This window comes from Pseudomaricurvus alkylphenolicus, assembly GCF_011683955.1.
In the GTDB taxonomy this organism is placed as follows: domain Bacteria; phylum Pseudomonadota; class Gammaproteobacteria; order Pseudomonadales; family Cellvibrionaceae; genus Pseudomaricurvus; species Pseudomaricurvus alkylphenolicus.
This window is the reverse complement of record NZ_JAAQPI010000023.1, coordinates 1-25,650: the sequence shown is the minus strand read 5'-3', so window position 1 is coordinate 25,650 and position 25,650 is coordinate 1. Positions and strand designations below refer to the sequence as shown.

30 protein-coding genes are annotated in these 25,650 nt (G+C 53.4%); 15 read left to right on the top strand and 15 right to left on the bottom strand.

The window, feature by feature from the left end; all coding sequences use genetic code 11:
- Nucleotides 1–2 precede the first annotated feature (2 nt).
- The 11 genes from rplR (at nucleotide 3) to rplQ (ending at nucleotide 6,421) form a co-directional block, all read left to right on the top strand.
- Nucleotides 3–350 carry a 50S ribosomal protein L18 gene (gene rplR, locus HBA55_RS33160; protein ID WP_167000039.1) on the top strand — a complete coding sequence of 116 codons (348 nt, stop codon included), beginning with the start codon at nucleotides 3–5 and terminating at the stop codon, nucleotides 348–350.
- 10 nt (nucleotides 351–360) lie between these two features.
- Nucleotides 361–870, top strand: coding sequence for a 30S ribosomal protein S5 (rpsE, locus tag HBA55_RS33155; protein WP_167000038.1), 510 nt, complete (start codon nucleotides 361–363; stop codon nucleotides 868–870).
- Nucleotides 871–918: 48 nt separating this feature from the next.
- On the top strand, nucleotides 919–1,104 hold the full coding sequence (gene rpmD, locus HBA55_RS33150; protein ID WP_167000037.1) for a 50S ribosomal protein L30: 186 nt from the start codon (nucleotides 919–921) through the stop codon (nucleotides 1,102–1,104).
- Nucleotide 1,105: 1 nt separating this feature from the next.
- Nucleotides 1,106–1,540 carry a 50S ribosomal protein L15 gene (gene rplO, locus HBA55_RS33145; protein WP_167000036.1) on the top strand — a complete coding sequence of 145 codons (435 nt, stop codon included), beginning with the start codon at nucleotides 1,106–1,108 and terminating at the stop codon, nucleotides 1,538–1,540.
- A gap of 93 nt (nucleotides 1,541–1,633) precedes the next feature.
- Entirely contained in the window at nucleotides 1,634–2,959 is a 1,326-nt protein-coding gene (secY, locus tag HBA55_RS33140) for a preprotein translocase subunit SecY (protein WP_167000035.1), read from the top strand.
- A gap of 73 nt (nucleotides 2,960–3,032) precedes the next feature.
- On the top strand, nucleotides 3,033–3,149 hold the full coding sequence (gene rpmJ, locus HBA55_RS33135) for a 50S ribosomal protein L36 (RefSeq protein ID WP_142929828.1): 117 nt from the start codon (nucleotides 3,033–3,035) through the stop codon (nucleotides 3,147–3,149).
- A 267-nt stretch (nucleotides 3,150–3,416) separates the two neighbouring features.
- Complete coding sequence (gene rpsM / locus HBA55_RS33130; RefSeq protein ID WP_167000034.1) at nucleotides 3,417–3,773, top strand: 30S ribosomal protein S13; 357 nt, start codon at nucleotides 3,417–3,419, stop codon at nucleotides 3,771–3,773.
- Nucleotides 3,774–3,843: 70 nt separating this feature from the next.
- Complete coding sequence (rpsK, locus tag HBA55_RS33125; protein WP_167000033.1) at nucleotides 3,844–4,233, top strand: 30S ribosomal protein S11; 390 nt, start codon at nucleotides 3,844–3,846, stop codon at nucleotides 4,231–4,233.
- Nucleotides 4,234–4,246: 13 nt separating this feature from the next.
- Nucleotides 4,247–4,867, top strand: coding sequence for a 30S ribosomal protein S4 (rpsD, locus tag HBA55_RS33120; RefSeq protein ID WP_167000032.1), 621 nt, complete (start codon nucleotides 4,247–4,249; stop codon nucleotides 4,865–4,867).
- Between the two features lie 25 nt (nucleotides 4,868–4,892).
- The gene (locus HBA55_RS33115; RefSeq protein ID WP_167000031.1) at nucleotides 4,893–5,891 is read left to right on the top strand and encodes a DNA-directed RNA polymerase subunit alpha; all 999 of its coding nucleotides are present in this window, start codon (nucleotides 4,893–4,895) and stop codon (nucleotides 5,889–5,891) included.
- Nucleotides 5,892–6,034: 143 nt separating this feature from the next.
- A complete protein-coding gene (gene rplQ, locus HBA55_RS33110) occupies nucleotides 6,035–6,421 on the top strand; it encodes a 50S ribosomal protein L17 (RefSeq protein ID WP_167000030.1) in 387 nt (128 codons plus the stop codon).
- 82 nt (nucleotides 6,422–6,503) lie between these two features.
- Here the strand turns inward: rplQ and HBA55_RS33105 are convergent, their stop codons facing one another.
- Nucleotides 6,504–7,028 carry an REP-associated tyrosine transposase gene (locus tag HBA55_RS33105; RefSeq protein ID WP_167000029.1) on the bottom strand — a complete coding sequence of 175 codons (525 nt, stop codon included), beginning with the start codon at nucleotides 7,026–7,028 and terminating at the stop codon, nucleotides 6,504–6,506.
- A 210-nt stretch (nucleotides 7,029–7,238) separates the two neighbouring features.
- On the opposite strand from HBA55_RS33105, the gene HBA55_RS33100 reads away from it, so the two are divergent.
- Nucleotides 7,239–8,648 (top strand): mannose-1-phosphate guanylyltransferase/mannose-6-phosphate isomerase, encoded by a 1,410-nt coding sequence (locus HBA55_RS33100; protein ID WP_167000028.1) that lies wholly within the window; start codon nucleotides 7,239–7,241, stop codon nucleotides 8,646–8,648.
- Between the two features lie 8 nt (nucleotides 8,649–8,656).
- Here the strand turns inward: HBA55_RS33100 and gspM are convergent, their stop codons facing one another.
- From gspM to ilvY, 14 genes are all read right to left on the bottom strand, one after another.
- Entirely contained in the window at nucleotides 8,657–9,145 is a 489-nt protein-coding gene (gspM, locus tag HBA55_RS33095) for a type II secretion system protein GspM (protein ID WP_167000027.1), read from the bottom strand.
- Complete coding sequence (gene gspL, locus HBA55_RS33090; protein ID WP_167000026.1) at nucleotides 9,142–10,398, bottom strand: type II secretion system protein GspL; 1,257 nt, start codon at nucleotides 10,396–10,398, stop codon at nucleotides 9,142–9,144. Before gspL ends, gspM begins: the two co-directional genes overlap by 4 nt.
- 19 nt (nucleotides 10,399–10,417) lie before the next feature.
- Nucleotides 10,418–11,377, bottom strand: coding sequence for a type II secretion system minor pseudopilin GspK (gene gspK, locus HBA55_RS33085; RefSeq protein WP_167000025.1), 960 nt, complete (start codon nucleotides 11,375–11,377; stop codon nucleotides 10,418–10,420).
- A gap of 3 nt (nucleotides 11,378–11,380) precedes the next feature.
- Nucleotides 11,381–12,028 carry a type II secretion system minor pseudopilin GspJ gene (gspJ, locus tag HBA55_RS33080; RefSeq protein ID WP_167000024.1) on the bottom strand — a complete coding sequence of 216 codons (648 nt, stop codon included), beginning with the start codon at nucleotides 12,026–12,028 and terminating at the stop codon, nucleotides 11,381–11,383.
- Complete coding sequence (gene gspI, locus HBA55_RS33075) at nucleotides 12,028–12,417, bottom strand: type II secretion system minor pseudopilin GspI (protein WP_167000023.1); 390 nt, start codon at nucleotides 12,415–12,417, stop codon at nucleotides 12,028–12,030. The genes gspJ and gspI overlap by 1 nt, the downstream gene beginning before the upstream one ends.
- Nucleotides 12,404–12,946 (bottom strand): type II secretion system minor pseudopilin GspH, encoded by a 543-nt coding sequence (gene gspH / locus HBA55_RS33070; protein WP_167000022.1) that lies wholly within the window; start codon nucleotides 12,944–12,946, stop codon nucleotides 12,404–12,406. Before gspH ends, gspI begins: the two co-directional genes overlap by 14 nt.
- Nucleotides 12,943–13,368: a type II secretion system major pseudopilin GspG gene (gene gspG / locus HBA55_RS33065; protein WP_167000021.1), complete on the bottom strand. Its 426-nt coding sequence runs from the start codon at nucleotides 13,366–13,368 to the stop codon at nucleotides 12,943–12,945. Before gspG ends, gspH begins: the two co-directional genes overlap by 4 nt.
- 46 nt (nucleotides 13,369–13,414) lie before the next feature.
- Entirely contained in the window at nucleotides 13,415–14,638 is a 1,224-nt protein-coding gene (gspF, locus tag HBA55_RS33060; protein ID WP_167000020.1) for a type II secretion system inner membrane protein GspF, read from the bottom strand.
- A gap of 5 nt (nucleotides 14,639–14,643) precedes the next feature.
- Nucleotides 14,644–16,149 (bottom strand): type II secretion system ATPase GspE, encoded by a 1,506-nt coding sequence (gene gspE, locus HBA55_RS33055; RefSeq protein WP_338109499.1) that lies wholly within the window; start codon nucleotides 16,147–16,149, stop codon nucleotides 14,644–14,646.
- Nucleotides 16,133–18,052 carry a type II secretion system secretin GspD gene (gene gspD / locus HBA55_RS37660; RefSeq protein WP_240946427.1) on the bottom strand — a complete coding sequence of 640 codons (1,920 nt, stop codon included), beginning with the start codon at nucleotides 18,050–18,052 and terminating at the stop codon, nucleotides 16,133–16,135. The genes gspE and gspD overlap by 17 nt, the downstream gene beginning before the upstream one ends.
- 138 nt (nucleotides 18,053–18,190) lie before the next feature.
- Nucleotides 18,191–18,817 (bottom strand): type II secretion system protein N, encoded by a 627-nt coding sequence (locus tag HBA55_RS33050; protein WP_167000018.1) that lies wholly within the window; start codon nucleotides 18,815–18,817, stop codon nucleotides 18,191–18,193.
- A gap of 295 nt (nucleotides 18,818–19,112) precedes the next feature.
- Nucleotides 19,113–19,868, bottom strand: coding sequence for a sulfite exporter TauE/SafE family protein (locus HBA55_RS33045; protein ID WP_167000017.1), 756 nt, complete (start codon nucleotides 19,866–19,868; stop codon nucleotides 19,113–19,115).
- Nucleotides 19,869–19,873: 5 nt separating this feature from the next.
- The gene (gene argS / locus HBA55_RS33040; protein WP_167000016.1) at nucleotides 19,874–21,613 is read right to left on the bottom strand and encodes an arginine--tRNA ligase; all 1,740 of its coding nucleotides are present in this window, start codon (nucleotides 21,611–21,613) and stop codon (nucleotides 19,874–19,876) included.
- 102 nt (nucleotides 21,614–21,715) lie between these two features.
- Nucleotides 21,716–22,612, bottom strand: coding sequence for an HTH-type transcriptional activator IlvY (gene ilvY / locus HBA55_RS33035; protein WP_167000015.1), 897 nt, complete (start codon nucleotides 22,610–22,612; stop codon nucleotides 21,716–21,718).
- Nucleotides 22,613–22,801: 189 nt separating this feature from the next.
- Between ilvY and ilvC the strand changes: the two genes are divergently transcribed.
- From ilvC to HBA55_RS33020, 3 genes are all read left to right on the top strand, one after another.
- Entirely contained in the window at nucleotides 22,802–23,818 is a 1,017-nt protein-coding gene (ilvC, locus tag HBA55_RS33030; protein WP_167000014.1) for a ketol-acid reductoisomerase, read from the top strand.
- 132 nt (nucleotides 23,819–23,950) lie between these two features.
- Nucleotides 23,951–24,808, top strand: a complete 858-nt coding sequence (gene pssA, locus HBA55_RS33025) for a CDP-diacylglycerol--serine O-phosphatidyltransferase (RefSeq protein ID WP_167000013.1) — start codon at nucleotides 23,951–23,953, stop codon at nucleotides 24,806–24,808.
- Between the two features lie 286 nt (nucleotides 24,809–25,094).
- Entirely contained in the window at nucleotides 25,095–25,256 is a 162-nt protein-coding gene (locus tag HBA55_RS33020) for a hypothetical protein (protein WP_167000012.1), read from the top strand.
- Nucleotides 25,257–25,650: the final 394 nt, after the last annotated feature.

Below are 25,650 nucleotides of genomic sequence, written 5' to 3'. Positions count from 1 at the left end.
TCATGAACGTAAAAAAACAATCTCGTTTGCGTCGTGCGCGTCGTGCTCGTGCCAAGATGAGTGAGCTGGGCGTAACTCGCCTGTGCGTCAATCGCACTCCTCGCCACATCTATGCACAGATCATCGCTGCCGACTCCAAAGTAGTGGCTAGCGCCTCTACTCTGGATAAAGAACTGCGTGACGGTAAGACCGGCAACAAAGAAGCTGCCGCTGCTGTTGGTAAGCTGATTGCTGAGCGCGCCAAGGCCGCCGGTGTCTCCGAAGTGGCTTTCGATCGTAGTGGTTTCAAGTACCACGGTCGTGTTCAGGCTCTGGCTGACGCTGCTCGCGAAGCTGGTTTGGAATTCTAAAGGTTGAGATATGGCTTTTAACAAGAAAGAAGAACGTAACGACGAAGGCTTCCAGGAGAAGCTGGTTCAAGTTAACCGCGTTGCCAAGACCGTTAAAGGTGGCCGTATCTTTACCTTTACTGCACTGACTGTTGTTGGTGATGGTAACGGTAAGGTTGGTTTCGGTCGCGGTAAGGCACGCGAAGTACCAGCTGCTATCCAAAAGGCAATGGAATCCGCTCGTCGCAATATGATCGACGTTGAACTGAACGGTGACACCATTCAGTACCCAACCACCGGTCGTCACAGTGGCTCCAAGGTTTACATGCAGCCCGCTTCCCAGGGTACTGGTGTTATTGCCGGTGGTGCAATGCGCTCTGTATTCGAAATGGCCGGCGTTCAGAACGTTCTGGCCAAGTGCTACGGTTCCACCAACCCTATTAACGTGGTTCGTGCGACCTTCCAGGCACTGAAGGAAATGGCTTCCCCGGAATCCGTGGCAGCCAAGCGTGGTAAAAGCGTTGAGGATATCCTGGGTTAATAGAGCTGCTGGCAGCTCAGCCCAAAACATATACAGTTGGATAGCACCATGGCTAAGAAAACCGTTAAAGTGACCCTGCTGAAAAGCACAAGCGGTCGCTTGAAAAATCATCAAGCTTGCGTCGCGGGTCTGGGCCTGCGCCGCATCGGTCACACTGTTGAAGTAGAAGATACTCCTTCAACTCGTGGCATGATTAACAAAGTTAACTATCTGGTTAAGGTAGAGGGAGAGTAAGATGCGTCTGAATACTCTGAGTCCTGCACCTGGCCGCACTCAAGACAAGAAGCGCGTTGGTCGCGGTATTGGTAGCGGTGTTGGTAAAACTGCCGGTCGCGGTCACAAGGGTCTGAAGTCCCGCTCCGGCGGCAGCGTCAAGCCCGGTTTCGAAGGCGGTCAGATGCCTTTGCAGAAGCGTCTGCCCAAGTACGGTTTTACTTCCCGTATTGGTCGCGTGACTGCCGAGGTTCGTTTGGCAGAACTGAACAACATCGATGCAGAAGTGATCGATCTGGAAGCTCTGAAGCAGGCTGATATTATCAATATCAACATGAAGCGTGCTAAGATTTTCCTGTCCGGTGAACTGACCAAAGCCGTGACCGTAAAAGGTCTGGCTGTGACCAAGGGCGCCAAGGCTGCCATTGAAGCAGCTGGCGGCAAAGTCGAAGAATAAGCGGTCGAGTTACTAGTCGCGGTTGTCCGCTGCTGGCTGGACGACCGCAGCTTTCGGCTACTGACTAACGACTAACTATTTAGAGACTTTTTTATGGCAACCCCTGGAAATCTGCCATTAGGGAACCAAAAAGGATTAGGCGAGCTGTGGGCTCGCCTTCGTTTTCTATTTCTGGCCATTGTTGTCTACCGTATAGGAACGCACATTCCTGTACCGGGCATTGATCCGGAGCGTTTGGCAACATTGTTTAATCAGAACCAGGGCACCATTCTGGGTCTGTTTAACATGTTTTCGGGTGGCGCACTCGAGCGCATGAGTATCCTGGCCTTGGGCATCATGCCCTATATTTCGGCCTCGATTATCATGCAGCTGATGTCGGCGGTTACGCCTTCATTGGAGCAGCTGAAGAAAGAAGGTGACGCCGGTCGCCGCAAAATCAACCAGTACACCCGTTACTTGACGGTGTTGCTGGCACTGGTGCAGGGCACTGGTATGGCCGTGGGTTTCTCCGGTCAGGCGTATATGACCGGCCTTGGCTTCTACTTTGTGGCAGTGACCTCGTTGGTAACCGGCGCCGTCTTTATGATGTGGCTGGGTGAGCAAGTGACGGAGCGCGGTATTGGTAACGGCATCTCGATGCTGATTTTCGCCGGTATCGTGGCGGGTCTGCCCAGTGCTGTGGGCCAGGCATTTGAAAGCGCCCGTCAGGGTGATCTTCATATCCTGCTGTTGTTGGGTATTACGTTCCTGGCCATTGCCGTCATCTGGCTGGTGGTGCGTATGGAGCGTGGTCAGCGTCGCATCACAGTGAACTACGCCAAGCGCCAACAGGGTAAAAAGGTATTTGCCGCACAAAGCAGCCACCTGCCCCTGAAAGTGAACATGGCCGGTGTAATCCCGGCGATTTTCGCCAGTAGTATCCTGCTGTTCCCTGCTTCTATTGCGCAGTGGTTCGGTCAGGGAGGCGAAGGTCTCGGCAGCGAGATATTGCAGGAGTTGGCCCTGGCGATTGGCCCTGGCCAGCCACTCAACTTTATCCTGTTTGCGGCCCTGATTGTGTTTTTCTGCTTCTTCTATACGGCGTTGATGTTTAACCCCAACGAAGTGGCCGATAACCTGAAAAAGTCCGGTGCTTATATCCCTGGTATTCGCCCCGGTGAGCAGTCTGCCAAATATATCGATACGGTACTGACCCGCCTGACGGTGGTTGGCGCCATCTATATTGCGGCCGTCTGTCTGTTACCGCAGTTCCTGGTAGTGGCTACGAATGTGCCTTTCTACCTGGGCGGTACGTCACTGCTGATTGTGGTAGTGGTGGTGATGGACTTTATGTCCCAGGTGCAGTCGCACTTGATGTCACATCAGTATGATTCGCTGATGAAGAAAGCCAACCTCAAGGGCTATGGATCTGCGCGTTAATCGTGTATTATGCGCCGCCGCCGAGCTGAATTGAGCTGGTTGAACGAAAGAATACAGAGTTTGAAGGTGTAACATGAAAGTTCGTGCTTCAGTTAAGAAGATTTGCCGCAACTGTAAAGTTGTACGTCGCAAAGGTGTTCTGCGGGTTATCTGCAGCGCCGAGCCTCGTCACAAGCAGCGTCAAGGCTAAAAAGATTTGGTGATCTGCCCTCCTTGGGCAGGTCACCAGCCCCTGAAGTCGCTGTGGTTTCAACCTGATTTGCCCAGATCATTGAAAGGCGCATTTAGGTTGAAAGCGGCCAAGGGAAGGGGGCGTTGACTGTCGCCAGGTTGGAAACTTCCTGGCTATTGCTTTTTGAGCGCATTACCGCTATCCTTTCGCGCCTTTTTATGGTGTCGGGGGTGGCGTTTTGTCGCTGTCAACGCTGCAATTTGAGTTATACGTGGAGTAATCTGAATGGCCCGTATTGCTGGTGTCAACATACCAGATAACAAACATGCCGTTATCTCCCTGACCTATGTCTATGGGATCGGTCGCACTACTGCGAAACAAATCTGTGCCGCCACTGGCATCGCCGAGAGCACCAAGATTGGTGATCTGTCCGATGCGCAGATGGACGAGGTGCGTAACGAAGTCGCCAAGCTCTCTGTTGAGGGTGATCTGCGACGTGAAGTTTCCATGAGCATCAAGCGTTTGATGGACCTGGGCTGCTACCGCGGTCTGCGTCATCGTCGCAGCCTGCCTGCTCGTGGACAGCGTTCCAAGACTAACGCTCGCACCCGTAAGGGCCCGCGCAAGCCGATCAAGAAGTAAGTCTCCCGCACTGATTCGTCAGTAAACAGATTAAGAGACTTTCAATAGGTTAAGGTTAGGAAGAGTTGCTATGGCAAAGCCAAGTAAAACTACTAAGAAGAAGGTTAAAAAGACGGTTGTCGATGGTGTTGCACACATCCACGCCTCTTTTAACAACACGATCGTTACTATTACCGATCGTCAGGGTAACACCCTGAGCTGGGCGACCGCTGGTGGTTCCGGCTTCCGTGGTTCCCGTAAGTCCACTCCCTTTGCAGCCCAGGTTGCTGCAGAGCGCGCTGGCGAAGCAGCCAAGGACTACGGTCTGAAGAATCTGGACGTAGAAGTCAAGGGTCCAGGACCAGGTCGTGAGTCAGCTGTTCGTGCACTGAACAATGTTGGTTACAAAATCACCAACATTACCGACGTCACGCCGATTCCTCACAACGGCTGCCGTCCGCCGAAGAAACGTCGCGTATAAGGGGGCTTAGGAAATGGCACGTTATATTGGACCAACTTGTAAGCTGTCTCGTCGCGAAGGAACCGATCTGTTCCTGAAATCCGGCGCACGTCCGCTTGAGTCAAAGTGTAAAGCCGAAAACGCTCCTGGCATGCATGGTATCCGTCGCGGTCGTCTGTCCGACTACGGTGTACAGCTGCGTGAGAAGCAAAAGGTTCGTCGTACCTACGGTGTGCTTGAGAAGCAGTTCCGTGGTTACTATAAAGAAGCGGCCCGCCGTAAGGGTGCAACCGGTGAAAACCTGCTGCAACTGCTGGAGTGTCGTCTGGACAACGTGGTTTACCGCATGGGCTTTGGCGCGACTCGCGCGGAATCCCGTCAGCTGGTTTCCCACAAGTCCATCACTGTTAATGGAACGACCGTTAATATCGCCTCTTACCAGGTAAAAGCCGGTGACGTGGTTGCGGTTCGTGAAAAGGCCAAGAATCAGCTGCGTATTGCGCAGGCACTGACCATGGCCGGCCAGCGCGCTGATGTAGAGTGGGTTGATGTTAACACCGATAAGAAGGAAGGCACTTTCAAGCGCGTTCCGGATCGTGTTGACCTGCCAGCCGAGATCAACGAAAACCTGATCGTTGAACTTTACTCTAAGTAAGGGACTATTCACTAAAGGTGTGACTATGCAGAGTGCTGTAAACGAGTTTTTGACCCCGCGTCATATCGACGTTACTGAAAACGGCCCAACTCGCGCGAAAGTGGTTCTTGAGCCTCTCGAGCGTGGTTTCGGTCATACCCTTGGTAATGCGTTGCGTCGCATTCTCCTGTCTTCTATGCCCGGCTGCGCCGTGACAGAAGTGGAGATCGACGGTGTGTTGCACGAGTACAGTGCCATCGAAGGTGTGCAGGAAGACGTTATCGAAATCCTGCTGAACCTGAAGGGCGTTGCCGTGGTTATGCATGGCAAAGACCAGGCGGTACTGACTCTGAATAAGAAAGGCCCCGGTGCTGTTACTGCCGGTGACATTCAGGTTGATCACGAAGTTGAGATCAAGAATCCTGAGCACGTCATCGCCAACATCACTGGTGATGTAGAACTGAACATGAAGCTTACCGTTGCCCGTGGCCGCGGTTACCAGCCAGCTGATGCTCGTCGTAACGACGAGGAAGAGACTCGTGCCATTGGCCGTCTGCAGCTGGATGCTTCCTACAGTCCCGTCAAGCGCCTGGCTTACTCAGTCGACAGCGCCCGTGTTGAGCAACGCACAGACCTGGATAAACTGATCCTGGACCTGGAAACCAACGGTACCATCGATCCTGAAGAAGCGATTCGTCGCGCTGCTACCATCCTGCAGCAGCAGCTGGCGGTGTTCGTTGATCTGGAAGGCGAGAAAGAAGCCGAGCCGGAAGAGAAGGAAGAAGAGATCGATCCTGTACTGCTGCGCCCGGTTGACGATCTGGAGCTGACCGTTCGTTCTGCGAACTGTCTGAAGGCAGAAAACATCTACTACATCGGTGACCTGATTCAGCGTACCGAAGTAGAACTGCTGAAGACTCCGAATCTGGGTAAAAAGTCCCTTACCGAGATCAAAGACATCCTCGCTTCGCGTGGTCTGTCTCTCGGTATGCGTTTGGAGAACTGGCCACCCGCCAGCCTCGCAAACGACGACAAGTTAGCGTAAGTATTGAGACATAATTAATGCCGCCGCTTGGCACGAGACGTGTCTGGCAACAGAACCAACAGTGCCCGGCGGTGGTTGTTAACAAGAGCTATCGAGAACTTTGCGAAAAGTGCCCGATAGCCGGTTTGTAAGGATTTAGAGTTATGCGTCATCGTCATAGTGGCCGTCAACTGAATCGCAACAGCTCTCACCGTAAAGCCATGTTCAAAAACATGACTATTTCCCTGGTAGAGCACGAGCTGATCAAAACTACTCTGGCCAAGGCCAAAGAACTGCGTACCGTTGCAGAGCCCCTGATTACCCTGTCCAAAAAGGACAGCGTTGCTAATCGCCGTCTGGCGTTCAGCCGCCTGGGCAACAAATCTGCCGTTGGTAAGCTGTTCAACGAGCTGGGTCCTCGTTACGAGGGTCGTCCCGGTGGTTACATCCGCATTCTCAAGTGCGGTTACCGCTCCGGTGACAAAGCTCCGATGGCTTATGTAGAGCTGGTTGATCGTCCGGTTGCTGCGGAAGCTGTAGAAGAAGATTAATCGTCTTAGTCTTCTTCAGGAAAAGGCGCCTTAGGGCGCCTTTTTTGTACCTGTTGTTGAATCCCTCCTGAATCCGCTGATTCTATCCCGCCACGGCCTCTGTGAGTCTGTCCGTATTGTTTTCTGCATTGGGTTTCCAATCCAGCTCCGGACGCCAATTCATTGTGTAAATCCCCAAGGCCACATGCCTTCGAAAACTCGACCAAGCCCACGCCGAAGGCGTATCACTATAGCCGTGTTTAACGGGGTCGAGATGTATATAGTCAAGACATTGCTGGTATTCAGCATCGTCAGCAATTTCCTGCTCCAGTAGCTCTTTCTCCCAGAGTGGACCGCACTGATTCAATTGTTTCTCCACGTAAATCCTAACCAGCCGCCAGCGGGTGGGAAAATCCCGGTCACCCGCCGGGAGCTGCCAGATACAGTGAAGGTGGTCGGGCAGCACACATATAGCGTCCAGCCGAAACGGGCGCCTTCGCATGACTCCGCGAAATGCTCGCCTCAACAGGTTAACGTGGCCAGGTTCATTGAAAACTACCGAACGCTGGTGGGTGCAAAGAGTAAAAAGGTAGCGAGCACCAGGCTCAAACACACCGGGTTGGTTCATAACATCATCCTTGATATTTGATGGGTTCACCCGCCAGATAATCCACCTGTAGCTCTTGAGACGCAATCCCGAAAAAGTATGATTTTCGGAAATGAGCCAGAAGCAATGACAAGCCGCGATATTGCATACTATGCCAGTGGGAGAGGCGGTGGCACGATAACGGCAGGGTGGTAAACTAGCGAGCATTGCTTAACACCCTAGGAATGCACCATGATTGTACCCGTTGTTATGGCTGGAGGCTCAGGAACGAGACTGTGGCCAATGTCTCGCTCTCTCTACCCCAAGCAGTTTCTGCCTCTGGTTAATCAGACCTCCATGCTGCAGGATACCTGTGCCCGACTGGACGGTATGGAATCGGCTGCTCCGCTTGTCATCTGCGGGGAAGATCATCGTTTTACCGTCGCCGAACAGCTGCGTGAACTCGATGCCAGGCAGGCGGGTCGCATTGTGCTGGAACCGGCGGGGCGCAATACCGCCCCGGCGGTGGCGCTGGCAGCTTTGCAGGCCACCGCCGGTGGCGATAATGACCCTCTGCTATTGGTTCTCGCTGCAGACCATGTGATTACGGATGTGTCTGCCTTCCAGACATCCGTTGAGGCCGCTATTGCACATGCCCAAACCGGCAAACTGGTTACCTTTGGCATTGTGCCTACCGGGCCGGAAACGGGGTATGGCTATATCCGACAGGGTGAAGACTTGGGTGGAGCCTATCGCGTGGCAGAATTTGTCGAAAAGCCCAATCTCGAAACGGCCGAGAAGTACCTTGCAAGTGGCGATTTTGCGTGGAACAGTGGCATGTTCCTGTTTAAGGCCGGTCGCTATCTTGAGGAGCTCAAGGCCCATCGGCCCGATATTCTGGCAGCGTGTCAGGAGGCTATGGCGCAGGCGTCCGTCGATGCCGATTTCGTTCGCCCGGATAAAGATGCATTCCTGAACTGCCCCGATGATTCCATTGACTACGCCGTCATGGAAAAAACCTCGGATGCGGTAGTGGTGCCCATGGACTGTGGCTGGAGCGATGTGGGTTCCTGGTCCGCTCTGTGGGAAGTTTCTCCGAAGGATGGCAATGGCAACGCCTTAAGAGGCGATATCATCACTTACGATACTCACAATTGCTTTGTGCGCTCCGATTCCAAACTGGTTGCCACCGTGGGCCTAAAAGACATCGTGGTGGTGGAAAGTGACGATGCAATTATGGTGGCGGCAAAGGATCGCGTTCAGGAAGTCAAAAGGATTGTCGAAGCGTTAAAGAAGGAATCCCGCTCCGAAGCGCAACTGCATAGAAAAGTCTATCGCCCTTGGGGTTTCTACGATTCCATCGACAATGGCGAAAGATTTCAGGTCAAGCGCATTGTGGTGAAGCCTGGCGGCAAATTAAGTCTGCAGATGCACCATCACCGCGCCGAGCACTGGATTGTGGTCAGTGGTACTGCCAAGGTGACGCGCGGTGAGGAGACTTTTTTGGTCTCCGAGAATGAATCGACCTATATTCCATTAGGGGTAAAACATCGCTTGGAAAACCCTGGTACCATCGCTCTGGAGATGATTGAAGTGCAATCGGGCTCCTATCTGGGCGAAGACGATATTGTACGCTTTGAAGATACCTATGGTCGTGGCTAATGCCGTCTCTAGCGAAAAGTACTGCGTAAATTAACCCTGCCCGGGGACTGTTGATCAATACTGATGTCGACGATTTTCAGTCCCTGCGTGTTTAGGTGGTGTAGCCACTTTAATGCATCGTCGAAAGAGACCCCTTCCATCCAGACCCTGAGGTCTCCATTATTTTCCGGTTGTAAGCGTTTAATAGTCAGTTTAAAACGTTTGGCGGAGGAATTGACCAAGGTCAGCGGGCTCCCGCTGCTTTTAGTGGTCTGAGGACGCTGTTTTAGCGCTTTCACGGCGGCTTCCTGTGCCTGCAGCCAACCCAGCAGATCTCGCTCCTGCTGATACGCGCTCTGGGCATTGTCTCGGAATTCCATTGCCGGGAATATCAAGCCGTAGACCACCACCAATATCGCTAGAAACACCGACAATATCAGCAGTGCCATTCGGTCTCGCGATGGCAGAGACTGATATCTTGCCGTGGCCAGTTCGCGATAGGCTTGAATCTGACTCATGGCCGACCTCCCTTGATTTGTAATCTTCCTCGCACGCCCTTGGTGTCTTCGTTGGCAGACAGCAATTCGGCATCACTGCCCAGTGACTTCTGCAATTGGTCCAGTTGAGCAATGGAGCCCCCTTCAAGGTCCAGCAGCATCTGGCCGCGTTGTTGGTTGTACCTCAGGGATTTGAGTGTCAGTTGGTTTCTGAGTGGTTTCCATTGGCCCACAAACCGATTCAGCAAGCGCACAAAGCCTTCGTCAGCGGGTGTTGCGCCTCGCAAGTGATTTCGTGTTTGGGTACGAATATTGATTATGCGTTTGTCAGCGGGAAAATAGTTTCGGTACACAGACTCATTCTGAGCCTGGAGCTTATCGGCCTGTTGTTGAAAGTACCAGCCGCTGCCCCAGAGATACGCAATGTTCAGTATCAGTAGAATTCCCGCGGCCCAGGCGATTGGGCGCCAGTTAAACTGGCCTGCAGGTACTTTGGCCGGCAGGTAAGGACCTGTGAGTAAGTTGGTCGCAGATTCCAGCTTGTCGCCGAGTGGCATGCCAAGTCTGTCCAGAGTCGAAAGCAGCGAGTTGGTATCCTTAGGCAGTGGTTTTTCCGCAACGCTGACGGCATCTTGATCGCGCAGATCCTGCAGCAGCAGTTGTGTTTCGCTGTCGATATCCTCTTCGCAAAAATACACGGTCAACTGCAGAGACTTCCGCTTTTCCAGCTCAGTTTGCAGCAAGCTGAACATATGTCGGCGCTGGGTTGCTGGAAGCGTCAGAGATTTGGCTTCCAGGGACAGTCTCGAATGTTGGTTGTCGAGCCAAAGGATGGCCTCGCCGGCATCAGCCAACAACAGGTCCTGCTCGCTAAACAACCCCGTGGGGGGGAGTTCCAAGTCGTTGAGGCCGTTGCATAGGGTTCGAATCAATCGATGGGGGATCGCTCGGACACTCACTGTCTCGGCGCGAATCGGGCCGGGTACGATATGCATTGCATCCAGTTCTTCTGCCAGGCGTTCTTCGATGGTGAAGGGCAGGATGCGAGTCAGATGGCGTTGCTGTTTACGGGGTATATCCACCTGATCGCTGTATATCGACAGAGCCGGCAGGTATACATAAACCGATGGGTTTTCCCGAGGTTCGATACTCTCGGTCGCTCCCTGTTGCCACTTGCCGTCGCCAACACGATACAAGGCTGGCCATTGAGTCACCGGCAAACTTTGCCAATCCGGGGGCAGTTGCGGGTAATGAATGTGAACGGTTATTATCATAACAATTGGCTCGTCGGGTTTACCGATTGGCAGTGTTCGACTGCTCAGGTGGTTGCAGGTTGCGGCCCAGGGTTTCTATTGTGCCAGTTACCGGATCTCGGTGTAACAGGCTGCGCAGGTATATGGTTTGCTGCTGGTATTGGGCAGTAACGCGGACTTCGAAGAAGGTGCTGGTGACGGTTAGTTGTGCATTGAGATCGCCGATGTGCATGCCGCTGAATGCGTCACTCTGTGTAAATTTCTCGACATCGCTGTAATACTCATTTTGTCTTTCAGCGATGATCTTTCCGGCATCCAATTCTTGGTGCAGACTCCCGATAATGGCTTCACTGGCAGTATTTGGATTGATCTGGGTTAACTCCGGGAGCACAGTGATATGTGGTAACAACGCACCCGACTGCTCAGCGGTCAACGGTTGAATGGCCTGAATTTCACTGACATCGCCAAACAGGTTGTCGGCACTGCGAAATGGCGGTGTCAAACCCTGAAAGTATACATCTTCGCTCCTGGCGGCCTTGGGCGACGTGTTCTGATCTATCCAGTCCAAAAACTGTGGTGCCAGCGTGTCGGGCAAATTCAAACTTTCCAGCAGGCGCTTTAGTGCGTTGTATTGAATTTCGTTTTCGCTGTTTCCTGCCAGCAAACTGTTGAGATTAAGCCGCCCGTGCAGATCCTCGATCTCAACCCGCATTTTTCCGCCATCGGGTTCAAAGTCGAATGTGCCATTCCACTTGTCACCCAAGTGATCAACTTTATTCTGAGCGGTGTCCTCTTTCCAGTCCCGAAACAGGAGCTGGCGCGCCAGAGCCTCTCCACCCAATGCAAATTGGTAGGCCTGGGCATAGTGTAAGTGGAACTCACTTTTGCGGATATCCAGGCCGGCCCGGGTAATCGCACCGCTCACCAGAATCACCACCAAAGTGAAGATGAGAAGTATAGAGATAAGCGCAACCCCGCGTTGCTGGCCTGGTAGTGTCATCGATCAGGTCCTCGCGTGGCCACTACGGGTGATCAAGCGGGTAATCTGTCCCTGATCGAGGGTGTCGAGCGTTATCTCCACGGCTTGGGGTAATTGGTACGTCTGGCCTCCTCCAAATCCGAAGTTGGCTGGCGGCCATTGACTGTGCCACTCGCGAGTCTCCTCATCAAAGTAGCGGATGCTGATATTCTCCACGCCCGGCAGCAGCTTTTGTGTGATCGGCTCCACGCCGGGAGCACGGTCCAGACTATGCCAATAGAGCCTGCCCAAAAAAGGATTGCCCTGATCGTCCTCGGATAGACGATAGTGAATGCGCTGCAGGTTGCTGCGCTGTCGCTCCAGTGGGTTGGGCCAACCGTTACGTGTCAGAGACATTTGATCGCTACTGCCTTGCAGTGCATATTCCTGTTCACCGTAATCATCGCGGATGCTGCGATCGGTCAGTTGGCGTAGATCATTACTCAGTCGAAGCATGCCGCGCTGCCAGTCGTCTCTCCGGCCACTGATGTCTTCCAGTGCCTGTTGAGTTCGCAATTCTCCACTTAGCAGCTGGTAAGCCGCGACACCCATGATTGCAAAAATGCTGAGCGCGATCATGACTTCGAGCAACGTAAATCCTCTGGGGGGCGGATGAGAGATAGCACCATTCATCAATATCGCCCTATAAACCCTTGCAGTCGGTAGCCTGAAGTCTCAGCATTCAGGTCGTCGGATGCCAGAGGGCGAACTCGAATGTCTACCCGCATCAGATCAGGATCGTCTGTCGTACTGACTTGATGCAGGACTTTCCATTCACTCCCGGCGAATTTAAGTTCCCGCTCAGTTTCACCTCGTGCCGGTATGCTGGCCTGCAGGCGCAAACGTTCCAGCTCGTTTTCGGCGATCCAATTGGCATAGGTGCGCGTCTGCAACAATTGCTCCTGACGAATATTGCGGCCACTTTGTTGAATCAGCGTGGTTGCGCAGACCGCGAAAATTGCCAGGGCGATCATGACTTCGAGGAGCGTAAAGCCTGAATGATTTCGTTCAGTGGTTTTCATTCAACGCTTCCAGGGCAATGGACGAGAAGCCGTCGCTGTGTAATATCCACGGCCGTACCCGAGTGTCGTCGACAGATAACTCCAGTGCGAATGCACTGTTTTCACCGCTAGCAAGCACCAGAATCTCCGGTGTGGGAATGTCTTCGTCACCATCATCGGAGGTCAGATTCAAGTCGGCACCTTCCAGTTGAAGGTCCAGTTGCAGCGGCAGTTCGAACTGGTGAGGGGCGAAGGGCTTTTCGTCCATTTCGATCCAGCTTTGGTTGGAGTAACGCAGAAATCGATAGCCGTCGTCCGTCAGCTGTAAGCCGAGATTGCTGTGTTTAAAGGCCGCACGATCCTGGGCCATCAGGAGAACTTGCTGCAGGCGTCGGGCTTCTTGCTGCAAGAGACGAGCGTCACTGCCACCAATGGCCAAAGTCGCCATGCCCGCCATAATGGCAATGATGGTGATAACCAGCAGAATCTCCAGCAGAGTAAAACCCTGCTGGTAGCGGTTATGTCGGGACTCGTGCTCGCAATGTGTCATTGGTTGCCGATGTCAGCGTTATCGCCTTCGCCCCCTTCACGTCGATCCGCGCCGAGAGAGTACAGATCAAAGCCGCCGTTTTCTCCCGGGCTGACATAGAGGTAATCGTTACCCCAAGGGTCTTTGGGTACAGACTTTAAATAGCCGTCCGGATTCCAGTTGGGGGCTTCAGGAAAGCCGCTTGGTTGAGTGACCAGTGCTTCCAGGCCCTGGTCAGTGGACGGGTAAGTAAAGTTGTCGAGCTTGTATAGATCGAGCGCGTTACTGATAGAATTAATGTCGCTCTTGGCGGCGGTAATACGGGCCTCACCGGTGCGGCCGAGGATATTCGGTGCGACCAGTGCTGCTAAAATGCCGAGGATGACAATCACCACCATGATTTCGATGAGGGTGAAACCCCGTTGCTCTTTTCTGATGCTCATTACGTTTACCTGTTTTCCTCTATCTTTTTAAAATTCGGATAGGGATTTACCCTACCAATTGATTCATGTTGAGAATGGGTAGCAAGATGGCCATTACAATTAACAGCACGGTAACTCCCATAAACAGCAACATGGCCGGCTCAAATAAACCCACTAACACCGTAACCAGGTTTTGTAAGTCGCGGGCCTGGTAGCTGGCGGTGCGCTCCAGCATATTGTCGAGTTCACCGCTGGCTTCGCCACTGGCAATCATATGCAGCATCATCGGTGGAAAGGCGCCGGTCTCTGCCAGGGCCTGGTTCAGGCTACTGCCCTCACGAACTCTTTGGGTGGCCTGTTGAAGCTGCCCGCGCAGGAAATCATTGGCCAATACCTCTCCGCTGATTCGCATCGCCTCAACCAATGGCAGTCCGCTACTGGTGAGGATGCTTAAGGTGCTGGCATAGCGGGCTGTGTTAAAACCACGGCTAAAGCGTCGAATGAAGGGCAGTGAGAGTAATTGCCGATGGTAATTCAGTTTGATTGCGGGCTGTTGCAATAGTCGAAATATGACCAATCCAACTGCAAATACCAGCAACAGCATCCACAGGCCGTAGGCAGCAATAAAATCACTCAACGCCACCAATCCAAGGGTCAGCGCCGGTAACTCCTGTCCGGTGCCCACAAACACCGTGATGACATCGGGTACCACATACACCATTAATCCCGTTACCATGGCAATGGATAGCACCAGCAGTAATATCGGATAGATCATTGCCATTTGAATTTTCTGTTTAAACTGCTGGCTTTCCTCGGTGTAGTCAGCCAGCCGCTCCATGACACGATCCAAATGTCCGGAGGCTTCGCCGGCGGCAACTGTTGCCCGATACAATTTGGGAAAGGCCCGGGGAAATTCCGCCAGGCTGTCCGCCAGACTGTGGCCTTCCAGCACTTTGGCGCGAACGGCCAAGACGACGCCGCGGATTTTGTCATTGTCCGTTTGTTGCGCCACCGCTTGTAAGGCTTCTTCCAGCGGCAGGGCTGCTTGTATCAGGGTGGCCAGTTGGCGGGTAATCAATGCCAGTGCACGGGTTGGCAGCGAAGGGCCAAACAGGCGGCTGCCAAAAGCGGAAAAGCCCGCTTCGGTTTTCTGCTGGGCTTCAGCCAACTGCAGCGGCGTCAGTTGACGCTCACGCAGCAGCTGACGCGCCTGGCGACCGCTGTCGGCTTCGATAACACCACTTCGGGTTTTGCCATCGAGGGTCAGAGCTTTGTAGTCGAACGCGGCCATGCCCCTTAATCCTCGTGCGTAACCCGCAGCACTTCTTCTACCGTGGTGTCCCCGGCCAGAATGCGCGCTCGACCATCATCGCGGATGCTCGGGCCCTGGCGTCTGGCGTAATGTAGAAGGTCCGCTTCAGAAGCGCGGTTATGAATCAGACTGCGCATCCCCTCATCCACATGAATCAGTTCGTAAATCCCGGTTCGGCCCCGGTAGCCAGAGCGATTGCAGTGCTCGCAACCGCCAGCGTGGTACAAGGTTGGGGGTTGATCCGTGTCCACTTGCAGCAATTCGCATTCGGCATCGTCTGCGGGGTAGGGAATCTTGCAATCCGGGCACAACAATCTGACCAGGCGCTGCGCCAGAACACCAATCAGACTTGAGGACAGAAGGAAGGGCTCGACGCCCATATCCACTAATCGGGTTACAGCACCGACAGCGGTATTGGTATGCAAGGTGGACAGCACCAAGTGACCCGTCAGGCTGGCCTGAATGGCGATTTCTACGGTTTCCAGATCACGAATTTCCCCTACCATGACGACATCGGGGTCCTGTCGCAACATGGCACGCAGTCCGCGTGCAAAGGTCATTTCTGCCTTGGTATTGACCTGGGTCTGGCCGATGCCCTCCAGGTTGTATTCAATGGGGTCCTCAACCGTCAGGATATTCTTATCCTGCTGATTAATGCCGGCAAGACCCGCGTAAAGCGTGGTGGTTTTACCCGATCCGGTGGGGCCGGTTACGAGTAATATGCCGTGGGGTCTGTGCAGAAGATCTTTGAACAGTTCAGTATCACGCTTTTGCATACCCAGTTTACCGAGGTCCAAACGCCCCGCCTGTTTATCCAGCAGGCGCAATACCACTCGTTCACCGCCACTGGAGGGCATGGTGGATACCCGGATGTCGATTTCCCGGCCACCCAGTTTCAGGGAAATACGGCCATCCTGCGGCACGCGTTTTTCAGCGATGTCCAGGCGCGACATGACCTTGATGCGAGAGACCAGCAGTGGCGCCAGTTCGCGACGTGGTTGCACAATTTCCCGCAGCACACCATCGACCCGGAAGCGGACGACCAATCGATTGTCGAAGGTTTCGATATGGATGTCCGATGCATTAAGTTTGATTGCCTCGGAAATCAACGCATTGATCAACCGGATGATCGGGGCATCATCTTCCTGTTCCAACAGATCTTCGGTTTCAGGCAGAGAGTTGGCAAGACTGGTGAGGTCCATTTCGTCGCCTAGATCTTCGACCATCTGCATGGCTTCGTTAGAATCTCGTTCGTAGGCTTTGGTCAGTGCGTCCTGAAATTCATTGTTGCCAATGATCTCTACTGAAATGGGTCGACCGCACAGACGTTGTGCTTCAGCAATAATCGACAGCTCAGGCAGATCTGTGCAGACCAGTTGGTCCGATTGCTCACCACTCAGTAATACCTGATAGCGTTTGGCAAAGCTGAAGGGAAGCTTAACTAAGTCGGATGCCGTTTCTTGGCGGTCAGTTTCAGTTGTCGTCGCCACTGCCAGTCTCGCTCTCGGAAGTGGGTGCCTTTTCCAATTCAGGAAGCTGCGGCAGCGACCTAGGAATAAAGAAAGACTCGACACGATTTCGGAAGGCTCTCTGATCCTGGCGGATGCGGTCGTACTGTTCTCGCGAAATCTCCAGGCTGCTGCGGGCATCGGCCAAAATGGTTGGATGGATAAATACCATCAGATTACGTTTTACAGTGTCGCTACTGGTGCTCTTAAAAAGTCGGCCCAGTCCTGGAATATCGCCCAGCAATGGTACCTTGTTCTCGATCTCTTCCATTTCGTCGCGTATCAAACCACCGAGCACCAGAATTTCCTGATTTTCGATGAGTACCCGAGTTTTAATCTCGCGTTTGTTGGTAATGATGTCCGCGGCATTAACATCCGCGCTTTCACTAATGCTTTCGACGCTCTGTTCGATGTCGAGGGTGACCGAGTTGTCGTTGTTGATGCGTGGTTTCACTTTCAGGGTTATACCCACATCCTGGCGTTGAATAGTCTGGAACGGGTCGTCATTCTCCCGTGCTTCACTGCCGGTAATGAAAGGAACATTTTCGCCCACCAGGATTTGAGCTTCTTCGTTGTCCAAAGCCATAATGGTTGGTGTGGAGAGAATGTTGGCATTGGTTTCAGTGGCCAGAGCGTTGATCAGTGCGCGCAGCTCCCCGCCCCGGAAGTAACCGATTGTCAGGCCGGTACCTGAGTCACCCAGCCCGGTGTCAGGATCGATATTGAAGCGGGTGCGGGGAAAGGAGCTGAAACCGATACTTGTATCCGTATTATTACCAAACCATTCAATGCCCAGATCGTTGCCCAAATCTTCGCGGACCTCCACGATCAACGCTTCCACCAATACTTGTGAGCGTCGTTTGTCTAACCGTCCGATGACACCTTTCATCGTGTTGAGTACGGAAGGTGGAGCGGTAATGACCAACGCATTGAGAGACTCGCTCGCCTGAATACCAACTTCGGCTTTACTGGCGCTCTGATCTTTCTGATTCTTTTGAACGCTCCCCGCAATACTCTCCAGGATGGGAACCAGATCCTTGGCATTGGCATAATTCAAATAAAACACCTGAGTATTACCATCACCTGCCAGCGGCTGATCCAACCTCTGCACAAGTTTACGTATCTGGCTGCGAGTTGCCGGGTCGCCGGTAAGCAATATGCTGTTGGAGCGTTCGTCGACGGCCAGCTGTACCGTCAGTTGCGTGGCGCCTTTGGCCTGCTGTTTAGGCAGCAGTTTATTGATGACCTCTGATACCTCTTTGGCGCTGGCGTACTCCAGCGGCAGCAATTCAATATCGACCACGCCAACCGTATCGAGCCGCTGCACGATTTCCATAATCTTGCGGATGTTTGCTGCTCGATCAGCGACAATAAGCGCGTTGGTAGCCGGATAAGCAGCCAGGTGTCCGACCTGGGGAACCAAAGGACGAAGAAGGTTTACCAGCTGGGTTGCCGAGATATTCTTGACCTTGACAATCTGTACAGTAACTTCTTCCGTAGCCTCGCGACTGTCCTCGGGTGCGATGGTTACGGCGGACTGTTTGGCCAGGGCATCGGGAATCACCTTAATCACATTTCCGCTTTCGATTGCGGCAAATCCATGTACCTGCAGTACGGACATGAAGACCTGAAATGCCTCGCCTCGGGTCATGGGCTGGCCGGCAACCACCGTGACTTTGCCCTTGATGTTGGGGTGAACAATGATGCTTTTCTCGGTAACTTCTTGAGCCCATTGAATCAGGTCGCGAATATCGGCGTTTTCCAGTGCCAGGGTAATCTGCTCTTGGGCAGTCTGTGCCTGTACATTAAGCCCTGTACTCACCCCGGACAGAAAAAGCGTGGCGGTCAAAGTAAGACTCAAGAGCGTGAAACGATTGCGGTGCATGGTGGTTAGTTGCCTACTGTGAGAAGGTGGACTGTATGATTGACCACGCTATAACTGAAAAACAGTCGTAACGCGCCATTGCCAATGAATGCGGAGGTCCCTGTCATCATGATTTTTCGATTTCCCTGTCTATGCCAACTAGTCGAACTGGTCTTCTCTGGCGCTGCGGAATCGGTCCAGGCGCTCTTTGATGGATGCGGTCTTCGGAGAATTGCCGGGTTTTGTACTGCGGCTGCTGACTCGCGTGTTTGAAGAGGACGTTGGTTTCGGGAAGCTCAGTGTTTCCAGCCGGCCATTGCGCTGAAGTGTGACAAAGTCGGTGGCCACGGCGTGCAAAACAGCGCCTCCCGGCAGCTTTTCCTGTACACGATATTGTTTGGCCGTTTTTCCTTTCTCGGCAATCAGAGCGCTACCGGCCTGTTCCACAGAGCTGCCAAAAACGCCTCTAAGTTCCAGCTTCAGGCGGGTTTCTGGCAGATTTTCTTGAGGTTTGGCAGGACCAACCGGGGTACCGGCAGGGCTGTTGCCAAACAACTGCGCGGATACGAGGGTGTTGATATTCAGATTGGTTTTGGTGGCATTTTGCGTACTATTGCGAATTACCGGCTTTGTCTCCGGCGGCTGTAAAAGGGTCATGTCCCGGGATATCTGATGCGCCAGTGGCCCTGTACCCACCAGACCCACGACCAACGCAGAGGCGACCAGCCAGGTTCGCCTGGAGGCGGTATTCAGGGCAGAAAGTCTGCCAACGGTCTCTGCGATCATAGTTTGCGGGTTGCCTGTAGAAAGTAGCGGCCCTGGCCGACGTAGTGTGCAAAGTCTGGGACCTTCAGGCAGTGCCAAAGGTTCCACAGGCGTGGGCACGCCACTCTATTTATGTTTTTTCTGTGACGGTTTTATGAAAATGCCACCTTAATGGACATTTTGCCTCTTTTGGTCAAGGCTCGCCAGCCCCCTTGAGTCAGGACTGTGCGGGGATTCACCGCTCAGGTTGCAAGGTTCACGATACCACCAAAAGTGCACCGGGAATGTGAAAGGATTCGGGATTCTGCCCGTTTGATCAATTTGCCAGGGCCAGGCAGCCCTCGACAAGCAGTTTGGCACCCACAATAAATAGAAAGCAGTAGCACAGGCGGTAAATCAAGGCTTCCTCCACCTTGTGCAACAGGAAGTAGCCCAATCGCACGCCTATCGGTGCCAGCGGGATGAGGGCGAGAGAGGTGAGGAGATTGGTGCCATCCAGCTGACCGAGCCAGGCGTAGGGTACGAGCTTGACAATATTCACGACGCTAAAGAAGACCGCAAATGTTCCCATCAGGACGGTTTTTTCCAGTCTCTGCGGCAACAGGAAGACGCTGATCGCCGGACCACCCGCGTGTACACCAAAGCTGGCAAAGCCAGCCAGAGAGCCCCAAAGTGTCCCTCTGACCGGGTCTGGAGGTCGTTGTTCGCTCAATCTGGGTTTAAACCAGTGGTTGAGACAGAACACGACTGCGATCAGACCGATAAGGATACGAATACTGTCTTCAGAGAGGTAGCGAAATGAAAATGTGGCGACCACAATGCCGGCGATGGCCCCGGGGAGGGTCATTTTCAGATTAGTCTGGCTCCAGCGGCCGCGAAAGCTCCACATGGCAATCATGTCCATGACGACCAGAATGGGCAGCAAGATGGCAGCGGCCTGCACAGGAGAGACCGCCAGGGCCATCAGCGGGACGCTGATGACCGCAATGCCGCCCCCAAACCCTCCTTTGGCCATACCAAAAATCAGTACCGCTGGTATGGCGCAGAGGTAGAAAAAGGGGTCGGTGATCATCCCCGTTACATTTTCTCCATGGTTTCGATGCCAAGCAGATCCAGCCCCGTCTTCAAGGTCTGTGCTGCAACACGGGCAATGCCGAGACGGCTGTCGCGCGTAGCGTTATCCACATCCTCTTTGAGAATGGGGCAGGCCTCGTAGAACTTCATAAACAGACTGGCCACGTCATACAGGTAATTGCAGAGCACGTGGGGGTAGGCTTCACGGCTCACCTGATCCACTACTTCAGAGAACTGCAGCAGTTTCAGGGTGAGTGCTTTTTCCTGTTCGGCGGTGATGGTTATGGTGCCATCGAGTTCTGCCGGCTCAATGCCGGCCTTGCGGAACAGGCTCTGGATGCGGGTGTAGGCATACTGCAGGTAGGGGGCGGTATTGCCTTCAAAACTGAGCATGGATTCCCAGTTGAAGATGTAGTCATTGGTGCGGGTCTTGGACAGGTCGGCGTATTTGACCGCGCCAATGCCGACCTTCTGCGCTACTTCTACCTTCTCTTCTTCGGAAAGGTCAGGGTCCTTCTGAGCGATCAGTGCGGCGGCTCGTTCCACGGCTTCGTCGAGCAATTCAGCCAGCTTTACGGTGCCTCCACTGCGAGTCTTAAACGGCTTGCCGTCGGATCCCATCATGGTACCAAAGGCGTGGTGTTCCAGGCTGATGCTGTCAGGGACAAAATCGGCCTTGCGCGCCAGGGTGAAGACCTGGTTCATATGCAGTGACTGACGGGCATCGATAAAGTACAGCACCCGGTCGGCCAGCAGGAAGTTGGCCCGGTAGCGCAATGCCGCCAGATCTGTGGTGGCATAGAGGTAGCCACCGCCCTGTTTTTGAATAATGACGGGGCTGGGATTGCCTTCTTTGTCAGCCAATTCCTCCAAAAAGACCACTTGGGCACCCTGGTCTTCCTTGGCCAGCCCCTGCGACTGAAGCTCGGCCACGACTTTTGGCAGATCGTCGTTATAGGCGCTTTCACCGCGGACGTTGGATTCGGTCAGGGTGACGTTCAGTTGCTCATAGATTTCCTCGCTGTGTTGCAGGGAGATCTTCTTGAACTGACTCCACAGCGCCAGGATACGCTCATCGCCTGACTGCAGTTTGACGACATAGTCGCGGGCGCGGTTGGCGAACTCTTCGCTATCGTCGAAGTGCTGCTTCGCCTGTTGGTAAAAGCTCTCAAGGTCCTTGAGTGCAAATTCCGCAGCCTCGCCATCTTCCAGCTGCTCTTCCAGTTCGGCGATCAGCATGCCAAATTGAGTCCCCCAATCGCCGACGTGGTTTTGGCGAATGACCTTGTGGCCCTGAAACTCAAGTGCTCGCACCAGGGCATCGCCAATAATGCTCGAGCGCAGATGCCCGACATGCATCTCTTTGGCCAGATTGGGTGAGGAGTAGTCCACGACGACGGTTTGCGCGGATTCCACAGGAGTCATTCCCAGGCGCTTGTCGCCCAGTATCTCTACAGCCTGGCTGCTCAGCCAGGTGTCACTCAAGTGAATGTTGATAAAGCCGGGACCGGCAATTTCCACCTTGCCGGCAATGCCTTCCAGATCCAGGTTGTCGAGGATTTTCTGGGCAATATCGCGGGGGTTGCTCTTCAGGGCTTTGGCGGCCGCCATGGCACCATTGGCCTGGTAGTCTCCAAACCCGGCTTTCTTGGAGGGTGCCAGGTGTGGGCCGTATTCGGCAGGGATTTCCGCTGCCAGCATGGCCTGTTGGACTTTGTCTTGCAAGAGTTCGCGAATGTTCATAATAACCCGGTGGGAAAGGATAAAGATAAGGTGCGGAATTTTAGCTTGGCAGGGGGTAGATGCAAGGGAAATCACCCCGAGATTACTCTTCTTAATGGCCGACTAATCGCCCTGCTCGGAATGTGCAATCTGGGACCAGAAGGCGTTAACGAGTGGACTTTTGAGGCGTTTTCTGGGGGTGCAGAGGCCTACATCATAGTCTTCCAGCTTGGGCGAGACGTCGAGTGTCTGAATATTGTCTGCCAGGGGGCTGTTGTCGAGAACGATTTTGGGAACGACACCAACCCCGAATCCCAGACTCACCATGCTGACGATAGCCTCATGGCCCGCTACCTGGGCATAGACCTTGGGACGGATTTTCCGTTGCTGAAACCACTGGTTGAGCCTGTCCCGGATAAGACCCTCCTCAGACAGGATCATCGGAATTCTGTTCCAGTTTCTCTGTTTGATGTCTGACTGCAGCTCTGTTTCAAGTCGCTCAGCGCTCGCCGCAATAAATACTAACGGCGATACTGTAATACGACTGAAAGCCAGCTGTTTGGGGAGCCTTTGGGGGCGAGCCGCAATAGTGATGTCCTCCTGGCCGCTGAGGACGCGGTTTATGGCCAGTGCCGGATCGCCGGTATGCAACTTGATTTCGATTTTTGGGTGGCGGCGTCTGAATTCACTGAGAATGTCATACAGAAAGCTGTAACTGGCGGTTACCGAACAGTACATGCTGATCTCACCGTGCAGATCGCCACTGTCCTGGTGCAGAGAATCCCGGAAGGTCTCCCACTGTTGCAGTGACTCCCGTGCATAGGTCTGTAGCTGTTGGCCGGCCTGGGTCAGGTGCACTGAGCGGTTATCTCGCTCAAACAGAGGTACCCCAAGGTGCTCTTCCATCTGTTTGATGGTGCGAGTCAAAGCGGAAGGGCTGATATGGCATGCCTGGCTTGTGCGGCCGAAATGCAAGGTCTCGGACAGGTGCAGGAACAGGGAGAGTGAGCGGGTATCCATGGGGGTGTCAGTATTGCAGATAATAAAATGTAGTATTGCAAATATATCATTTTACGCAACAAGCGTGATCCCTTACACTGCGCCTCCAATATCGGAATGCCGATATCTTAACGAATATACAGGTCGGATTAAGCCTGGCCTTAATCCGACAGGGGGTCACCCCGCCAAATTCCACCAACGAGGTGCACTATGAAAGTTTATTACGACAAGGACTGCGATCTGTCCATCATCCAGGGCAAGAAAGTTGCCGTTATCGGCTACGGTTCTCAGGGTCACGCGCACGCCTGTAACCTGAAGGATTCCGGCGTTGACGTAACGGTTGGTTTGCGCGCAGGTTCTTCCTCAATTGCCAAAGCCGAAGCTCACGGTCTGAAGGTTGCCGATGTGCCCGCTGCTGTTGCCGCTGCCGACGTTGTTATGATCCTGACTCCCGATGAGTTCCAGGGCAAGCTGTACAATGAAGAAATCGAACCCAACATTCAGCAGGGCGCTACCCTGGCGTTTGCTCACGGTTTCTCCGTTTTCTATAACCAGGTTGAGCCACGTGCTGATCTGGATGTGATCATGATTGCTCCAAAGGCCCCTGGCCACACCGTGCGTAACGAATTCGTCAATGGCGGTGGTATCCCCGATCTGATCGCTATCTGGCAAGATGTTTCCGGCAAGGCCAAAGACACTGCTCTGTCTTACGCGTCCGGCGTTGGTGGCGGTCGTTCCGGTATCATCGAGACTACCTTTAAAGACGAGACTGAAACTGACTTGTTCGGTGAGCAGGCAGTACTGTGTGGCGGCTGCGTGGAGCTGGTAAAAGCCGGTTTCGACACTCTGGTAGACGCTGGTTACGCGCCGGAAATGGCTTACTTCGAATGTCTGCACGAGCTGAAGCTGATCGTTGACCTGATGTACGAGGGTGGCATTGCCAACATGAACTACTCCATCTCCAACAATGCGGAGTATGGTGAGTATGTAACCGGACCTGAAGTGATCAACGAAGAGTCCCGCTGGGCCATGCGTAATGCACTCAAGCGTATTCAGGATGGCGAGTACGCCAAGATGTTCATCACCGAAGGTCAGACTAACTATCCTTCCATGACGGCACATCGTCGCAACAACGCGGCTCACCCCATCGAGCAGGTTGGTGCCCAGCTGCGTTCCATGATGCCCTGGATCGAAGCCAACAAGATCATCGACAAGTCCAAGAACTGAGTTTACGGACACGGATCGATCAAAAACGCGGCCTGGGGCCGCGTTTTTTGTTTGGCCCTCCGTTTCAGGGCTGGGCGCGCTCTGACAGACCAAGTATCATGCGCCTGATCACTTCAACGAATGCGTAATTCCATGAACGAACAATCCCCCAAAGACGATAATGCAGAAGACCGCAAAGACGAGTCCAAAGTCAGTCATATCGATGCTCAGAGGCCTGCGTCTCCCTTTGATGATGGGTTATTACCGGTGGATGAGCATGTCGAAGAAGTGCATGAAAACGGCAAAAAGGTCCGCCGCAAAGGGGTCTACCTGTTGCCAAATCTGTTTACCACGGCAGCTCTGTTTAGCGGCTTCTATGCAGTAATTGCCGGAATGAACGGCCAGTTCGAGTGGGCGGCGATTGCGATTTTTGTTGCCATGATCCTCGATGGCATGGATGGCCGAGTGGCCCGTATGACGAATACGACGTCAGAGTTTGGTGTGCAGTACGACAGTCTCTCGGACATGGTGTCATTTGGCGTGGCGCCGGCGTTGGTGATGTATTTCTGGGCGCTTTCAGATCTCGGTAAGTTTGGCGTGGGGGTGGCATTTGTTTATGTCGCCGGTGCCGCTTTGCGCTTGGCTCGTTTTAACACTCAGGTGGGCGAGGTCGACAAGCGCTACTTTATCGGACTGGCCAGTCCCGCCGCCGCCGCCGTGATTGCCGGTATGGTTTGGGCGGGATTTGATGTTGAAATGGCGGGTCGGCCTTCGCTCTTTGCTGCTATTGTCACGGCGTTGATGGGCCTGTTGATGGTGTCCAATGTCAAATACAGCAGCTTCAAGGAGTTGGATCTGCGGGGGCGGGTGCCCTTTGTCGTGATCCTGGCGGTGGTCTTGGTGTTTGGGGTCGTGGCTATGGATCCTCCCCGTATATTACTGGCCATCTTTGGTCTTTATGCCGCATCCGGTCTGGTTACTTGGGCTTGGTCTCTGCGTCAGTCTTCTTGATGTTGAGCGCTGGCTCAACGATTGTCGCCGGGCGCCGGGCTCCGGGGGCAATGGTTTTCGGCGCCACTTTGCCGCTCCTTTTCTTGCAAGAGTCTTCGCTCGAACTATAGTTAAACATGCCTCCCCGGATGGCGAGACCGGGCTGATCACCTCTTAGCGTTTGTCCGCAGAAGTAGTAGTACCCAAAAATTCAATGGATTTGGCAAATGCCTGTTGACCCTTGGCCGGGTCCTGGGCATAATGCGCGCCCTCTCGACGTAGAGGCGCCAGAAAAGAAGGAAAATCAATGGGTTATATTGATTTCCTCAAGTTAAATTTAAGTTTGAAATTAATTTATAATTTAACTTGCCATGTCAGCGCTGCTGCGTATAATGCGCGCCACTCAATGCCAAGCAGCGAGCTGGTTGTTGAGGGCGGGTCGGCCAAGAAGATTGGCTGGCCGGAGTGATCAAGCAGGTTCACGTTTTCAATAGGTTGTTCGGCGGTAAGTTGTTCAAACTGAATGAAAAAAGAGGTTGCCAAGCTTGATCAGATGCGTATAATTCGCGTCCTGCTTTGGCGAGGCTAAAGCGACATAACGGAAGCCGAGCGCACCGTTAGCTGTTTAAAAAGTTAATCAAGCAATGCGTGTGGGTGCTTGCGAGATGATAGTGCGAACACAAAATTATCATTCGTAAGTAACTCATTAATTCATTATGTGAAGTAATTTGTTTTTAGCGAATGAGCCAAGTTTAGAAGCCGCTTTCTCTCGATGTATCAGAGATTGAGGTTTCGAAAAATTTAAACTGAAGAGTTTGATCATGGCTCAGATTGAACGCTGGCGGCAGGCCTAACACATGCAA

What these genes read in the sequence shown, in the direction of transcription:
- argS (WP_167000016.1), bottom strand. Translation starts at nt 21,613, where the DNA reads ATGAACATTCGCGAACTCTTGCAAGACAAAGTCCAACAGGCCATGCTG.
- ilvC (WP_167000014.1), top strand. Translation starts at nt 22,802, where the DNA reads ATGAAAGTTTATTACGACAAGGACTGCGATCTGTCCATCATCCAGGGC.
- gspL (WP_167000026.1), bottom strand. Translation starts at nt 10,398, where the DNA reads ATGATAATAACCGTTCACATTCATTACCCGCAACTGCCCCCGGATTGG.
- gspI (WP_167000023.1), bottom strand. Translation starts at nt 12,417, where the DNA reads ATGAAAACCACTGAACGAAATCATTCAGGCTTTACGCTCCTCGAAGTC.
- rpsK (WP_167000033.1), top strand. Translation starts at nt 3,844, where the DNA reads ATGGCAAAGCCAAGTAAAACTACTAAGAAGAAGGTTAAAAAGACGGTT.
- pssA (WP_167000013.1), top strand. Translation starts at nt 23,951, where the DNA reads ATGAACGAACAATCCCCCAAAGACGATAATGCAGAAGACCGCAAAGAC.
- rpsM (WP_167000034.1), top strand. Translation starts at nt 3,417, where the DNA reads ATGGCCCGTATTGCTGGTGTCAACATACCAGATAACAAACATGCCGTT.
- HBA55_RS33050 (WP_167000018.1), bottom strand. Translation starts at nt 18,817, where the DNA reads ATGATCGCAGAGACCGTTGGCAGACTTTCTGCCCTGAATACCGCCTCC.
- HBA55_RS33115 (WP_167000031.1), top strand. Translation starts at nt 4,893, where the DNA reads ATGCAGAGTGCTGTAAACGAGTTTTTGACCCCGCGTCATATCGACGTT.
- ilvY (WP_167000015.1), bottom strand. Translation starts at nt 22,612, where the DNA reads ATGGATACCCGCTCACTCTCCCTGTTCCTGCACCTGTCCGAGACCTTG.
- gspG (WP_167000021.1), bottom strand. Translation starts at nt 13,368, where the DNA reads ATGAGCATCAGAAAAGAGCAACGGGGTTTCACCCTCATCGAAATCATG.
- rplR (WP_167000039.1), top strand. Translation starts at nt 3, where the DNA reads ATGAACGTAAAAAAACAATCTCGTTTGCGTCGTGCGCGTCGTGCTCGT.
- HBA55_RS33020 (WP_167000012.1), top strand. Translation starts at nt 25,095, where the DNA reads ATGGGTTATATTGATTTCCTCAAGTTAAATTTAAGTTTGAAATTAATT.
- HBA55_RS33105 (WP_167000029.1), bottom strand. Translation starts at nt 7,028, where the DNA reads ATGAACCAACCCGGTGTGTTTGAGCCTGGTGCTCGCTACCTTTTTACT.
- rpmD (WP_167000037.1), top strand. Translation starts at nt 919, where the DNA reads ATGGCTAAGAAAACCGTTAAAGTGACCCTGCTGAAAAGCACAAGCGGT.
- gspM (WP_167000027.1), bottom strand. Translation starts at nt 9,145, where the DNA reads ATGAGTCAGATTCAAGCCTATCGCGAACTGGCCACGGCAAGATATCAG.
- gspK (WP_167000025.1), bottom strand. Translation starts at nt 11,377, where the DNA reads ATGACACTACCAGGCCAGCAACGCGGGGTTGCGCTTATCTCTATACTT.
- rpmJ (WP_142929828.1), top strand. Translation starts at nt 3,033, where the DNA reads ATGAAAGTTCGTGCTTCAGTTAAGAAGATTTGCCGCAACTGTAAAGTT.
- gspH (WP_167000022.1), bottom strand. Translation starts at nt 12,946, where the DNA reads ATGACACATTGCGAGCACGAGTCCCGACATAACCGCTACCAGCAGGGT.
- gspF (WP_167000020.1), bottom strand. Translation starts at nt 14,638, where the DNA reads ATGGCCGCGTTCGACTACAAAGCTCTGACCCTCGATGGCAAAACCCGA.
- gspJ (WP_167000024.1), bottom strand. Translation starts at nt 12,028, where the DNA reads ATGAATGGTGCTATCTCTCATCCGCCCCCCAGAGGATTTACGTTGCTC.
- secY (WP_167000035.1), top strand. Translation starts at nt 1,634, where the DNA reads ATGGCAACCCCTGGAAATCTGCCATTAGGGAACCAAAAAGGATTAGGC.
- rplO (WP_167000036.1), top strand. Translation starts at nt 1,106, where the DNA reads ATGCGTCTGAATACTCTGAGTCCTGCACCTGGCCGCACTCAAGACAAG.
- rplQ (WP_167000030.1), top strand. Translation starts at nt 6,035, where the DNA reads ATGCGTCATCGTCATAGTGGCCGTCAACTGAATCGCAACAGCTCTCAC.
- rpsE (WP_167000038.1), top strand. Translation starts at nt 361, where the DNA reads ATGGCTTTTAACAAGAAAGAAGAACGTAACGACGAAGGCTTCCAGGAG.
- HBA55_RS33100 (WP_167000028.1), top strand. Translation starts at nt 7,239, where the DNA reads ATGATTGTACCCGTTGTTATGGCTGGAGGCTCAGGAACGAGACTGTGG.
- gspD (WP_240946427.1), bottom strand. Translation starts at nt 18,052, where the DNA reads ATGCACCGCAATCGTTTCACGCTCTTGAGTCTTACTTTGACCGCCACG.
- rpsD (WP_167000032.1), top strand. Translation starts at nt 4,247, where the DNA reads ATGGCACGTTATATTGGACCAACTTGTAAGCTGTCTCGTCGCGAAGGA.
- HBA55_RS33045 (WP_167000017.1), bottom strand. Translation starts at nt 19,868, where the DNA reads ATGATCACCGACCCCTTTTTCTACCTCTGCGCCATACCAGCGGTACTG.